The sequence below is a fragment of the Pseudoalteromonas ostreae genome, assembly GCF_018069805.1.
Classification (GTDB): Bacteria; Pseudomonadota; Gammaproteobacteria; order Enterobacterales; family Alteromonadaceae; genus Pseudoalteromonas; species Pseudoalteromonas ostreae.
In genome coordinates this window covers 68,367-82,348 of the sequence record NZ_JAGPYN010000004.1, presented here as the reverse complement: position 1 = coordinate 82,348, position 13,982 = coordinate 68,367, and the positions used below count along the sequence as shown (strand labels likewise).

Annotated in this window: 11 protein-coding genes and 1 riboswitch; of the genes, 9 read left to right on the top strand and 2 right to left on the bottom strand. The window is 41.1% G+C overall.

Annotation, left to right across the window (positions count from 1 at the left end; genetic code table 11):
* Nucleotides 1-2: 2 nt before the first annotated feature.
* Nucleotides 3-887 carry a 4-hydroxy-tetrahydrodipicolinate synthase gene (gene dapA, locus J7338_RS04290; RefSeq protein WP_210795909.1) on the bottom strand — a complete coding sequence of 295 codons (885 nt, stop codon included), beginning with the start codon at nt 885-887 and terminating at the stop codon, nt 3-5.
* A gap of 135 nt (nt 888-1,022) precedes the next feature.
* A riboswitch (Lysine riboswitch) is annotated at nt 1,023-1,216 on the bottom strand.
* 189 nt (nt 1,217-1,405) lie between these two features.
* Here dapA and J7338_RS04285 point away from each other — a divergent pair.
* The 6 genes from J7338_RS04285 (at nt 1,406) to J7338_RS04260 (ending at nt 10,032) form a co-directional block, all read left to right on the top strand.
* A complete protein-coding gene (locus tag J7338_RS04285) occupies nt 1,406-2,107 on the top strand; it encodes a DNA-3-methyladenine glycosylase I (RefSeq protein WP_210795908.1) in 702 nt (233 codons plus the stop codon).
* An 8-nt stretch (nt 2,108-2,115) separates the two neighbouring features.
* Complete coding sequence (locus J7338_RS04280; RefSeq protein ID WP_210795907.1) at nt 2,116-3,531, top strand: protein adenylyltransferase SelO; 1,416 nt, start codon at nt 2,116-2,118, stop codon at nt 3,529-3,531.
* Nucleotides 3,532-3,989: 458 nt separating this feature from the next.
* Nucleotides 3,990-5,054 carry an OmpA family protein gene (locus J7338_RS04275; RefSeq protein WP_210795906.1) on the top strand — a complete coding sequence of 355 codons (1,065 nt, stop codon included), beginning with the start codon at nt 3,990-3,992 and terminating at the stop codon, nt 5,052-5,054.
* 276 nt (nt 5,055-5,330) lie between these two features.
* The gene (gene acnB / locus J7338_RS04270) at nt 5,331-7,928 is read left to right on the top strand and encodes a bifunctional aconitate hydratase 2/2-methylisocitrate dehydratase (RefSeq protein ID WP_210795905.1); all 2,598 of its coding nucleotides are present in this window, start codon (nt 5,331-5,333) and stop codon (nt 7,926-7,928) included.
* 229 nt (nt 7,929-8,157) lie between these two features.
* Nucleotides 8,158-8,790 carry a 2OG-Fe dioxygenase family protein gene (locus J7338_RS04265; RefSeq protein WP_210795904.1) on the top strand — a complete coding sequence of 211 codons (633 nt, stop codon included), beginning with the start codon at nt 8,158-8,160 and terminating at the stop codon, nt 8,788-8,790.
* Between the two features lie 9 nt (nt 8,791-8,799).
* Nucleotides 8,800-10,032 (top strand): cysteine desulfurase-like protein, encoded by a 1,233-nt coding sequence (locus J7338_RS04260; protein ID WP_210795903.1) that lies wholly within the window; start codon nt 8,800-8,802, stop codon nt 10,030-10,032.
* Between the two features lie 87 nt (nt 10,033-10,119).
* Here the strand turns inward: J7338_RS04260 and J7338_RS04255 are convergent, their stop codons facing one another.
* Complete coding sequence (locus J7338_RS04255; protein WP_210795902.1) at nt 10,120-10,824, bottom strand: 2OG-Fe(II) oxygenase; 705 nt, start codon at nt 10,822-10,824, stop codon at nt 10,120-10,122.
* A 31-nt stretch (nt 10,825-10,855) separates the two neighbouring features.
* On the opposite strand from J7338_RS04255, the gene J7338_RS04250 reads away from it, so the two are divergent.
* The 3 genes from J7338_RS04250 (at nt 10,856) to J7338_RS04240 (ending at nt 13,517) form a co-directional block, all read left to right on the top strand.
* Nucleotides 10,856-11,260 carry an acyl-CoA thioesterase gene (locus J7338_RS04250; RefSeq protein ID WP_210795901.1) on the top strand — a complete coding sequence of 135 codons (405 nt, stop codon included), beginning with the start codon at nt 10,856-10,858 and terminating at the stop codon, nt 11,258-11,260.
* A 459-nt stretch (nt 11,261-11,719) separates the two neighbouring features.
* Entirely contained in the window at nt 11,720-12,301 is a 582-nt protein-coding gene (locus J7338_RS04245; protein ID WP_210795900.1) for an anthranilate synthase component II, read from the top strand.
* A gap of 55 nt (nt 12,302-12,356) precedes the next feature.
* The gene (locus J7338_RS04240) at nt 12,357-13,517 is read left to right on the top strand and encodes an HDOD domain-containing protein (RefSeq protein WP_210795899.1); all 1,161 of its coding nucleotides are present in this window, start codon (nt 12,357-12,359) and stop codon (nt 13,515-13,517) included.
* Nucleotides 13,518-13,982 lie beyond the last annotated feature (465 nt).

The window sequence follows — 13,982 nt, the reverse complement described above, 5'->3', positions numbered from 1 at the left end:
GTTTAATGCCAAGATAAAATGGTGTTGTTTGCGTTGTTAATGCAATCTGTTTGCGTTAACTCAAGATGCGTCAAAGGTGGACGCAAGTACGGGCTTGTTATACGCCCTTGTAAGTGCATCAAAACCTTTACGGGAATAGGGTTTGCCACGGCAAATAAGCTTTGGATTGCTTGTGACCAATCGGCAAATAAATTGGGGTGTTGACCACTGAGGCTGCGCTTTACAAATTCATGGGTTTGCACCGGCCACGCATTCGCAGCAACAGAGACTAAGCCTTTCGCGCCAGCTTGGGCAAAGTATGGCATGAGGGCATCATCGCCACTGAAAATAGCAAGCTCTGGTGCGGCATTTCTAAAGCCTTCAAATTTAGCGATATCGCCACTGGCTTCTTTAAGTGCCCATAAATTTTTGTGATCTTTTAAATTACCAATTACGGTCGGTGGAATAGCAACAGCACTGCGCCCAGGTACGTTATAAAGCATACATGGATGCTTACTGGCATTCAGCAAGCTTTCAAACCAGTGGGTTTGGCCAACTACACCTGGTTTGGCGTATAGAGGAGAGCCCAGTAAATAACTGTGAATAGGTAATTGGTTGCAGTATTCAACCCAGGCGACTTGTTGTTTGAGGTTCATGCCGCCGACGGCAACCATTAAAGGTACGGTTGGTGCTAATTGACAAACATGTTCAACAATTGCTTGTTGTTCTTTGAGGGTAAGGGCTAAGCCTTCGCCGGTACTGCCAAGTAGTAAAATGCCATTGTTAGCCGTTTGCTGTTGTGCAACTAATTGGTCAAGTACGCTATAGTCGACTTCGCCTGCGTCAGTAAAAGGCGTGACAAGCGCAGTCCACAATGGGTAATCGTTTAAATCAAAATTGTTTTTCATCTGCAACGAACTTATTAGGGTGTTCGATGAGTATGTTGGGCTACCATGGAGTGCGCCGCATCGTCGTCATTCGAACTAATATAATTCGAAGAGCGAATGGGCTTAATACAATAGGGCGCGTGGCCTTACTATGTTAAGACCAGAAGCTCTCCACCAAATTTATCAACAGCATCGCCATTGTTGGTGACAGTCGCTGGGATTCAACCCAGTCGCCCGAAATAAAACTTCACAAAAAGTGTTACTTCTCGGCGTTAATTCCCCTCACGTATGATCACTGGAGTGTGTGCTCCTCACATACGTTACCTGAATAACGCACCTCTTCTAGCCCATGGTGCAAGTTTTATCGTTTAAAACTCACACCTTTAATAGGGGTAATACGGAAGATTAAAGCATTTTAGCCGTCTAGGTGTCAAGGCTGGATATTTTTAAGTTTATTTTTAGTGCAATGTGCTCCTGACATTTTTTTACAACGTAAATAGCGTTACAGTAAGCGTAATAACAAGTAGTGGTAGTGAGTAATGGAAAAATTTCAAGATATATATCAACGAGCGGCACAGCGAAAAGGTAGCGAAGTAATGTTACAGCAATTACTTGTTGCCCCTCAAAATGCAAAGCAATTAACTGCTTTACCTGATGATGCATGGCTTGAAGAGTTTACCCGCAAAATTTTTCAAAGTGGTTTTTATTGGTCAGTGATCAACAATAAATGGCCAGGTTTTCGGGAAGTATTTTGGGATTTTAGTGTGGCTAAATTATTAATGATGCCGCCAGATATACTTGAGCAAAAAGCCACCGATGAGCGAATCGTTCGTAACTTTAAAAAAGTGCAAACGATCCCAGAAAATGCGTATATGATCCATGAAGTGGCAAGTGAACATGGCAGTTTTAGTCAGTTTATTGCAGATTGGCCGAGCGACGATATTATTGGTTTGTGGGGGTATTTAAAAAAGCATGGGTCGCGTTTAGGTGGTAACACCGGCCCTTATGCATTGCGGACCTTAGGGAAAGACACTTTTTTATTATCGCGTGATGTAGAAAGTTATCTCCGTGCTCACAAAATAATTGATGGCGGTTTACAAACTAAAAAGTCACTTACCAGCGCTCAACATTTTTTTAATGAACTGCAGCAACAAAGCGGATTAAGCCTACAAGAGCTCAGTTTGTTAGTTGCATACAGCGTGGGCGATAATCGCGTTGGCATACAAACAACCCAAGCCTAAGGAATACTATGAAATTAGTTGCTCGTTACACCCAGATTGCTGATGATTTTGCTGTGGCGGATCAGCCAAGTGCTGTTATTGCTCCAAACTTACTGTTGTGGAACGATACGTTAGCTAGGCAGCTTAATATTGAGGTTGCCACATCAGAACGTGCGGTAATTTTTTCTGGTAATCTTAATAACAGCGATGTTGCTGCTGTGGCATTAGGTTACTCAGGGCATCAATTTGGACATTTTTCACCGCGTTTAGGTGATGGGCGAGCACATTTATTAGGGGCTGTCACTGATCAGCAGCAACAGCTTTGGGACATTCAACTCAAAGGTTCTGGTGCTACGCCATTTTCACGTGGAGGTGATGGCCGTTGTGCAATCGGTCCTGCGGTACGTGAATATATAATGAGTGAGGCAATGCACGGGCTTGGCATACCGACGACACGTTGTTTGGCAGTTGTTGCCAGTGGTGAAACAGTTTACCGTCAACCACCACAACAAGGAGCCATTGTTACCCGCGTTGCTAGTAGTCATATACGTGTCGGTTCGTTTCAGTATTTAGCTGCGCAAGGTGACGTTACTGGTTTAAAAACTTTAGCTGATTTAGCTATTGAGCGTCATTATCCTGAGATAAAGTCTACGGGCTCTGCGCGTTATTTGGCATTTTTAAGTGCGGTGATTGAAAAGCAAGTTAGCCTGATTGTTAGCTGGATGCGCGTTGGTTTTATTCATGGAGTAATGAATACTGATAATACGCTCGTCAGTGGTGAGACCATCGATTATGGCCCTTGTGCAATGATGAATCAGTTTGATTTTGATACTGTATTTAGTTCTATTGATCGCCAAGGCCGCTATGCTTTTGGCAATCAACCTAATATTGCTAATTGGAATTGTGCACGTTTAGCTGAAAGTTTAATTCCTTTAATTAGCGATGACGAAGAGCGGGCTGTTGAGCTACTAAGCCCATTAATAAATGGTTTTGCTGAGCAGTTTCATCAAGCCTTTACACAGATGTGGGCGCAAAAGCTAGGGCTAGATGGTCATCAAGACGGTGATGCTGAATTAGTATCCGAGTTATTAACATTACTGAAAAACCATCAACTTGATTACACCAATACTTTTGACGCCTTAACAGAATCACTGCAAGGTCAGACTGCTATTCCGAGTGATTTGGCTGGTTGGTCTATCAAGTGGTTAGCCAGAACAAGTACGCAAAGCTATCAGCTGATGCGCCAAGCCAACCCACGCTTGATACCGCGTAATCATATCGTCGAAAGCATAATACAGCAGTATGAAAGTAATGGTGAAAGCAGCATGTTAGATGAATATTTAACGGCCTTGAGGTCGCCTAACCAATTGTTGGTAAGCCCTGCATTTTGGTACTCCCCGCCTGTCGATGGAGATACAAATTACCAAACATTTTGTGGTACATAATATCGAAGCGCTCATTGTTGTCAGTTGCGGTTCATAAATTGAGCCGCGACTAATGGGTGATGAGAGTTCTACATCCATTAGTCGTTAAAAGCTGTTATTTATCCATAATTATAAGAATAAATATGCTTAACCACTTGTTGATTTAAAATTAACCAATATAATACATCCATTAGCTTCAGCATTTAAATTAGTAAAGCCAAAGATATTAGAAACGTTGTGGCTGAAATTGCATAGATAGCAATTACAATGCTGACAATCGATATATGTATAAGTTAGGTAAAGTTTTTTATCTGAACTATAATGTAGAGCGCTTTATTTTAATAAATATTTAAATTGCAAATATGCATTTAAACATTTTCGTTAAGTAATGATTAACTAAAGATACGGTACTCTTTGTAAAACTTATTGAGCTAGGATCTCTTAGCTGCAATTTTAATTATGAAAACGGGAAGGAAACAATGAAATTAAAATCACTGACTATTGCTTTAGCACTAGCTGCAACTAGCGCTTCAAGTTTCGCTGCTGAAAAAGAAGGTTTCTTTATTGGTGCTTTTGGCGATTATTACGATGCATCATGGGAAAATATCCGTGGCAGCGCAGGTACTGATGTTGATGATTCAACTGGTTGGGGTGCAGAAATTGGTTATCGTTTTAACGATTACTGGAGTGCGCGTTTAGAGTATGCTGATATGGATTTTGATATTTCAAATGCAAATCCAGCTATGACTGCAACAAGTATGGACGGCGATCGTTTAGGTATTGACGGTCTTTATCACATCAACGGTGGCCCTTTTTATGGCATCTTCGGTCTTAAACAGATTGATATTACAGAAAACCTAACTTTTGCAAATGTGGGTGCCGGTTATCAGCATTACCTTACTGATAACTTTGCGTTTAATGTAGAAACATCACTATATCAAGGTCTTGACCGTGGTTACACAGATGTAGGTGCTAAACTTGGTCTTAGCTATTTATTTGGTAAGCAAAGTTCTGCGGTTGAGCCTGTGAAAGCTGCTCCAGCTCCGGCTACAGTAGTACCTGTAGCAGTTACCCCTGCAGATAGCGATGGTGATAACATCCCTGATGCAGATGACCAATGTGCAAACACACCAATGACAGATGCTGTTGATGGAACAGGTTGTACTTTATATGAAGACCGTGAAGTAACTAAGAGTTTGTTAGTAAAATTCCCTAACAATACTTCAAAAGTTGCTGGTGAATATGACAGCGGTATTGACCAAGTTGCTAGCTTCTTAAAAGAGCACACAGACACAACAGTATTACTTGAAGGTCATTCTTCAGCTGTTGGTAAAGCTGAGTACAACAAGTGGTTATCGAAAAAGCGTGCTGATGCAGTTGCTGCGAAGCTAATTGCTGATGGCATTGCTGAAGATCGCATTACTACAGTTGGTCTTGGCGAAGAGCGTCTTAAAAATACAGGCAACACGCCAGCTGCACACGCGGAAAACCGTCGTGTAGAAGCACACCTTAAGTCAATTGAGCGTGTGAAAGTTAAGCGTTAATAGCATTTGATTTATGAAAAACCCAGCAATATGCTGGGTTTTTTTATGCCTAATAACTAGTAATGATCCGCAGTTAACCAACATTCATATAAATAGTACCTCCCTAACTTTATATTCACAGTATTTATAATGAATATAAAATATTGCTTGGTTGCACGGATTTTCATCTATATTTAAAAGCTCTATAATTAATCGTTAAAATATTATAAGTATTGGGTAATTTTCCGCGAGAACGCGCACTGCTGAATACTTTCACGTCACCAAGAGGGCAATATTGTGCTAGAAGATTATCGTAAACACGTAGAAGAACGTGCCGCGTTAGGTATCGTACCAGCGCCATTGGATGCTCAGCAAACGGCTGATCTTATCGAGCTAGTTAAAACACCACCTGCAGGTGAAGAAGAGTTTATTTTAGACTTATTAGTAAATCGTGTGCCGCCGGGTGTAGATGACGCAGCTTACATCAAAGCTGGTTTTTTAGCCGCAGTTGCGAAAGGTGAGGCAACTTCACCGCTAATTTCAAAAGAAAAAGCAGCTGAGTTATTAGGTACTATGCTTGGTGGTTACAACATTGCGCCTATGATTGAGCTACTTGACGAAGAAGTGCTTGCGCCAATCATTGTTAAAGGTCTTTCAAATACGTTATTAATGTTTGATGCATTCTATGACGTTGAAGAAAAAGCAAAAGCGGGTAATGAATACGCTAAGCAAATTATTGAATCTTGGGCTGCAGCAGAATGGTTTACCAATAAACCAGCGGTTGCTGAAAAAATATCAGTGACGGTATTCAAAGTAACTGGCGAAACAAATACTGATGATTTATCACCAGCACCAGACGCTTGGTCACGTCCTGATATTCCACTTCATGCTTTAGCAATGCTAAAAATTGAACGTGACGGTATTGCACCTGATAAAGCTGGTGAGGTTGGTCCAATTACACAACTTGAAGAATTAAAAACTAAAGGCTTACCACTTGCCTACGTAGGTGATGTTGTTGGTACTGGCTCTTCTCGTAAGTCAGCGACTAACTCTGTACTTTGGTTTATGGGCGATGATATTCCGTTCGTACCAAACAAACGTGTTGGCGGTGTATGTTTAGGTAATAAAATTGCGCCAATCTTCTTCAACACAATGGAAGATTCAGGCGCATTACCAATCGAATTAAATGTTGATGAGCTTAACATGGGTGAGCAAATCGACATCTACCCGTACCAAGGTGTTGTTAAGAGCCATGGTACTGATAAAATAATCTCTACTTTTGAACTTAAATCTGAGGTAATTTTAGATGAAGTTCGTGCTGGTGGTCGTATCCCACTAATCATTGGTCGTGGTTTAACTGACAAAGCGCGTACATCACTTGGCTTAGGTGCAACTGATGTATTTAAAGTTCCAACAGCAACAGAAGTGTCTGATAAAGGCTTCACACTAGCGCAAAAAATGGTTGGTAAAGCATGTAACATTGCAGGTATTCGCCCAGGTCAATACTGTGAGCCTAAAATGACCACTGTAGGCTCGCAAGATACAACAGGCCCTATGACGCGTGATGAGCTGAAAGACTTAGCATGCTTAGGTTTCTCTGCAGATTTAACAATGCAGTCTTTCTGTCATACCTCGGCGTACCCTAAACCTATAGACGTTAATACGCATCATACACTGCCAGACTTCATCATGAATCGTGGCGGCGTCTCGCTTCGACCTGGGGACGGTGTTATTCACTCTTGGTTAAACCGAATGTTATTACCAGATACCGTCGGTACTGGTGGTGATTCACATACACGTTTCCCACTGGGTATTTCATTCCCTGCAGGTTCAGGTGCAGTAGCATTCGCAGCAGCAACAGGGGTTATGCCTCTTGATATGCCTGAGTCAATCTTGGTGCGCTTTAAAGGTAAAATGCAAGCTGGTATCACATTGCGTGATCTGGTTCATGCAATTCCTTACTTCGCTATTAAAGAAGGCCTATTAACAGTTGAGAAAAAAGGCAAAATCAATGAGTTCTCTGGTCGTATACTTGAGATCGAAGGTGTTGAGCACTTAACTGTTGAGCAAGCATTTGAGCTTTCCGATGCATCTGCAGAACGTTCAGCTGCAGGTTGTACTGTTAAGCTTTCTAAAGAGTCGATTGCCGAATATCTTGAATCAAACATTGTTATGCTCAAGTGGATGATCTCAGAAGGTTACGGTGATGTACGTACTATTGAACGTCGTATCAATGCCATGCAAGAATGGTTAGCTAACCCTGAGTTGATGGAAGCTGACGCAGGTGCAGAATATAAGCACGTTCTAGAAATCGACTTAGCTGAAATCGAAGAGCCAATTTTGTGTGCGCCAAATGATCCTGATGATGCTCGTTTATTATCTGATGTTACAGGCGAGAAAATCGACGAGGTATTTATTGGATCTTGTATGACGAATATTGGCCACTTCCGTGCTGCTGGTAAGTTGCTTGATGGCTTTAAAGGTCAATTACCGACTCAGCTTTGGGTTGCTCCACCGACTAAGATGGATAAAGATCAGCTTACCGACGAAGGTTACTACGGTATCTTTGGTCGTGTTGGTGCCCGTATCGAAACACCAGGATGCTCACTGTGTATGGGTAATCAAGCGCGTGTTGCAGATCAAGCAACAGTTGTGTCTACCTCTACACGTAACTTCCCTAATCGTTTAGGTAATGGTGCTAATGTATTTTTGGCATCCGCTGAACTTGCAGCCGTAGCGGCTATTTTAGGTAAGTTACCAACATCTGCTGAATATCAACAGTATGCAGCGAAGATAAATGCAACAGCATCAGATACATACCGTTACTTAAACTTCCATCGTATGCCTGCTTACACTAAAAAAGCAGATAATGTGATTATTCAACAAGCAGTTTAACTTATTTGAAAGTAAAAAAGCCCGCGCTGCGGGCTTTTTTATTTTTGTAACTAAAAAATGTAGATATATTTCTTTTCATTTTTTCAAATAAATGGTTTTTTATCTATTAAATGTTATTTTTGTAGATATAAAATGCTAACTATTTTTTATCCATAACAATATAAAATCAATTATCCACCTTATTTACATTAAAATTCTTGCCATATTTTTAACTAGGGGCAAGATCTTTATGACAGCATTAAACAACCAGAACCTCTTACAACTTCGCTTTGTAAACCAAGCTCATATTGAGGCTGTTAAGCCATCATTTGCCAATCTTCCGGTGAATCCTTATGCCGATGGTGCGTTTCGTAAACGCCGCTATTCAGTGATCAAAGCACAAGGTGGCAAACTAAAACTACAAGCCACTAAAGCCTTTGTACAAGATGATTCAATTAATACCTTTCAAGGCAATGTTGAGCGTACGTATGAGAATTTAGAGTCAAGCTTATTGGCAAGCGAAGGCATGAAAAGTATCGTTAATGAGTTTCGTGCTATCACAGGTATAGACGAAGACCGTGATATTGAAATTCACCAGTTTAGAATGCTAGCAATCGACAGCGATACACCACCTGCGCCTGAAGGTATCCATCAAGATGGCTTTGATCACGTTTGTGTTTGTGGTGTATCACACGAAAACTTAGAAGGTGGTGAGTTATTGGTGTATGAAAACAAGCAAGCAGAGCCCTGTTTCAAAATGGAAATTAAAGATGGCATGTTTGCATTAATCAATGACCGTGAAGTTTGGCATAACGCGACACCGATGAATAAAATTGATGCAAGTAAAGACGGTTACCTAGATTGTTTCGTACTAACGGCTTAAGGAATAGCAATGAACTTAACACAATTACGTCGTCAATTTCCGGCATTAACGCAACAAGTTGCGGGTAAGTCGCCAATATTTTTAGATGGCCCAGGTGGCTCACAAGTCCCCCAAACAGTGCTCAGTGCAATGTCGGCTTATTTAGGCTATTACAATTCGAATTTAGGTGGTGCGTTTTTCTCAAGTGATAAAACCGTTGAGCTAATGGCTAATGCGCGTCAAGCAGCGGCAGATTTACTCAATGCGCCGTCGCGCGATCAAATTGTATTTGGCGCGAATATGACTAGTCTGACTTTTAGCTTTAGCCGTGCGATTTCTCGTGATTGGCAAGCGGGTGATGAGATTATCGTGACCAATGCAGATCACTTCTCAAATGTATCCTCTTGGCAGCAGGCTGCTGAAGATAAAGGTGCAAAGGTTAATACTGTATTGATTAACGAAGCTGATTGCAGCTTAGATTTAGCGCATTTTACAAGCTTACTGAGCACTAAAACCAAATTAGTAGCCGTTACGTATGCATCAAACACTACCGGCTCTATAAACAACATTAAACGTATTGTTGAAATGGCTCACGCAGTAGGTGCTTTGGTATATGTGGATGCAGTGCATTATGCTCCCCATGAACTGGTTGACGTACAAGCCCTTGATTGTGATTTTTTAGCCTGCTCTGCGTATAAGTTTTTTGGCCCACACTTAGGCATGGTCTACGGTAAGCGCGAACACCTTGAAGGATTTACGCCTTATAAGGTCGAGCCTGCCAAAGATGTTATTCCTGGGCGCTGGGAAACCGGCACGCAAAGCTTTGAAGCACTTGCAGGTTTAATTGCTGCTGTTGACTACATTGCAGATATTAGTGAGCTTGATGATAGCCATTCACGCCGCGACAAATTAGCTTCAGCTTTTGCAAAAACTAAACACCATGAAATGGCGTTAAGTGAGTATTTCCTTACTCGACTAGTTAACTATCCTAAGATCAAACTATTTGGTATTGATGATTTAGATCGTTTAGCTGAACGTACCCCAACTTTTGCTTTAACCTTTGCAGGGCTTGAACCACGTCAGGTGTCTGAGTTTTTAGGTAAGCAACATATATGTGTGTGGGATGGTAACTTCTATGCGCAGGGCTTATGCAAGCAATTGGGTGTATTGGATACTGGCGGCGTTGTACGCATTGGTTGCATGCACTACAACACCATCGAAGAGCTAGATAAGTTATTTGATTTATTTGATGAATTACTTTAGAGCTATAAGTCATAAGCTGTAAGTTTTAAGCGCCCCGAGTGCTTGGTAAGCCAAAAATCTGAATTGAGTAGATTTTTGGCTTACCGCTTAGGCCTGTGGCTGCCCGTATATTTGCTCTGCGCGGTTAAACAGCACCCACGACGTTAAAATATATTTATCATTCGACACTGGTTTATTCCCGCGATGAGTATGAGTAAAGTAGCCTGGGGCAATCACCATAGTGCCTTTTTTTGGGGCTACCTTACGATTTTGATAATAAAACTCGGTTTCACCGCCTTCTTCAACATCATTTAAATAAAACATAAATAACAATACACGGTGCAGTGCTTCGTTATGCTGTAACTGTGGGTACACTTCACTGTGCCAATATGGGTAGCCGCCTTTATTTACCTCATATTTTTGCGCTTGAATATTACCGAGTCGAAAAACTTGCTGTACCAATAAAGGTAACATTGGTTTACCTACCTCGTCAAAATTAGCTTGAGTTAAATCAACTGGCTGGCCTGTTTTTGGGTGATATACTTTTAAACCAAACGCCCCAATCATTATAAAAATATGTTCTTCAATGTAGTTAAAAACATATTGTGCAGTAGTTTGTTGAATATGTTTTAATTGCTCAGCGTATTCAGGATGATTGTTTAAGTGCAGGTCGTGGCTATCTTTTTTATTAAGATCTATGCCGCCTGATGTCATCCCTTGTTTTATATGCGGGCTTTGCGAAAAGGTGGCGATAAAGTTATCGCAAAAGTCATTACTGAGCGCGTTGTCATACACGCGGATAAAGTCCGTCATGAGTTACCTGTTTAATTATTATTGGATTATTATGTTTATTGAAAAAGTGATGCCGCGCTTTAGCGAAACGGATGCACTCGGACACATCAACAATACCGTACTCCCTGTTTGGTTTGAAGTCGCACGAGCACCTATTTTTAAATTTTTTACCCCCGATTTAAATCCTCGCGATTGGAAGCTTATTATTGCTAAAATTGAGGTGTCGTTTGTAGGTGAGTTGTTTTACTCACATGAAGTAAGTATTAAAACATCGGTAGAGCATATTGGTAGTAGCTCATTTGTGCTTCGCCAAGAGGCGTGGCAGCAAGATAAATGCTGCGCAATCGGTAAAACAGTACTGGTACGTTACGATTTCATAACTAAGAGTGCTACCCCTTTATCAACGCTTGAGAAGTTGGCGTTGCAAGCGCACTTAGATAACCAAAACCCAGCTTGATAGGTTAATGTTTACTTCATTAAAAATGCGCGTAGCGTGATTAAGCAGCAGTGTACGGTGTATCAAAAAATCAAAAGCAACCATTCTGATTGCTGTAAATGGATGGTGATATCACTACCAGTTAAACATTGCTGAGTTGCAGGAAAAGTACAGCAGATTTCCTCACCATAAAGGGGTTAAAGCTATTTAGCTTGTTTAAGCTAGTGCGCAAACTATGCCAATTTTTCAAGTTGCGCTTTAACTTCTGGTGAAAGTTTTCACTTAAAGTTTCGCCATTCTTATACGAAAGAGTTTATTAAAGATTTTTTTGGGGAATAAAAGCTGCTGTAAAATATGCTAGGCATTGGATTCTGCTTTTTCAATCGACAATTAACTGAAAGTTCTGTGCTATTGAGTTAGAATGCGGCTCAATTACTCCCTTGCCTTGCAACCTATAATTACCAGTGAGTTACTAACCAGATGTTGTTAATGATCGACAATTACGATTCGTTTACCTATAACCTAGTGCAATACTTTCAGCGCTTAGAGCAAGAGGTGCTAGTAAAGCGCAATGATGAGATCACGGTTAGTCAAATTGCACAGTTAAATCCTCAACATATCGTGATATCACCTGGGCCCGGTACGCCAAATGAAGCGGGTATATCTTTAGAGCTTGTTGAGCAATTAAAAGGTCATTTTCCAATCTTAGGTATCTGTTTAGGTCATCAAACAATAGCACAAGCATTAGGTGCAAATGTTGTTAGAGCAAGGCAAGTGATGCATGGTAAAACGTCGCCAATTTATCATACCAACCAAAGTGTATTTGCCAGCTTACCTAATCCATTAACAGTGTGCCGTTACCATTCGTTGGTTGTTGAACAAGATAGTATTCCAGATGAGTTGCAGATCACCGCATGGACTGAAACTGAAACAGGTCAGTTGGATGAAATAATGGGCTTAGTTCATAATAGTTTGGCGCTAGAAGGTGTACAGTTCCACCCTGAGGCAATTTTAACGGAGCGAGGGCTTGAATTACTTGCTAACTTTTTAACTCGGTTCTAGGCTTATGCTAATAAACGTAATAGCTTCCTTTCATTTTTATAAAAGATAACCATTAATGACAGATGAAATACGCCAACAAAGGACAGCTCAGGCATTAGAACAACGAGCCCATGATTTATTGCTTGGGCATAGCTTTGCGCAACGTCAAATTGGCTATATTCATACTCTAGATATAAATCATGGTGAGGCGATAAAGCAGCGCACTTTACTCGAGGTTGAGGTTGCGGCGCAAAAAATACGCAAACTCTCCAGTACTTCTCACCATAAGTATCGTGCTCAAGCTAGTCAGCAGTTACATCAAGTAATTGATATCGCCATGAAAAAACAGTTAGCCGATATTGATACTGTACTACATGAAACGATTGGTATTGAAGATAATGTGCCTGCGATTTTAGACATACTTGCAGTGAAATCAGCATCGGTAGGACGCCTTGAGCCATTAGTTAAAGATTTAACTTGGTTAGGGCGTGAGCTAGTTGCTTTTGTAAACTTGCCTTACTACCGCGCGCAGCGCAATAAACATACTTCGGTAAAAGTTGATACCCCCTCTTTAGCACTGCGTTATATAGGTTTGGATAACTTACAGTTTGTAGTACCTACCTTTGCGGTACGACATTGGATGCCACACAGCACCGAACCATTTCCATTATTAAAGCGTCGCCTACGTGATAACTCGATAGCTTGTGCGATTGCGGCGCAAGAGTTGGCAAAGTTCAATGATATTAATGAAGTGCATGCATTTACTTTAGGCATGTTGCTTGATGTTGGCAAGATAGCTTTGATTCGACTCTATTTACGCACATTCGAACAAGTCTGGCAGCGCAAAGTAACCCTTGCCCGAGAAGATCAACATAAAGATCTTCACACCGCATTGTTAGAGCTGAAACCTGATCCGTTATTTTTAAGTACTTTACTCAACCAACATGCACTACAAGTCACGGCGACGGTGATTGATAAAATGGCATTTCGATATTTGCCTTTTAATGCCGTGTTATCACAGTTGATTAATGGTGTGCCCAAAGGAGATCCACAGTTACCATTAGCGATGTTAATGCAAAAGGCACGTTGTTATAGCCAGTGTGTTACTTTGAGCGAACATCAGCTGGTGGAAAGTGATGAAAAATCACTCTGGTTTGATTACGTTGGGTTATCAAAACAGGAACTAGAACAGCTTGAAAAAACCAATTTGCAGCATTTCCATATAAAAATAGACTAGGGCGTGTTTATCTTTCGAGGTTGAATTTGCAGCAGTGTGTTTGGTATTTAGGCAAGGCAGGGGCTATGTAGTGTGGTTGTTCCCCATAAATAGGCGATAACGCAGCATCAATGCCAAACACGCGCTGCCCTTCGGGTTCTTCCTAGGGGCGATTAACTCTTTGTTACTTACATGGATGTAAGTAAGGGGCGTGAGCAGGACGCGGAAGCTTTGCTCAATTTTTACTTAGCCCACTAGGTTACAAATCTCGCGCCGTGATTAAATCGCCCCTAATTTGAACGAATTTTAATCCTGAAAGGTCAACACGGCCTTATTTCATAAATTTTTTGTTAATTTTTTTACGACTATTCATTCACCATTAATAGCTACTCTCACCCATATTTTATCTTGCAAAGCTCTGTTTGGTGGGGGTGGGGCAGCGATATCGAATAAACAACCCTATAATTCGTTATTCAGATAGTTATT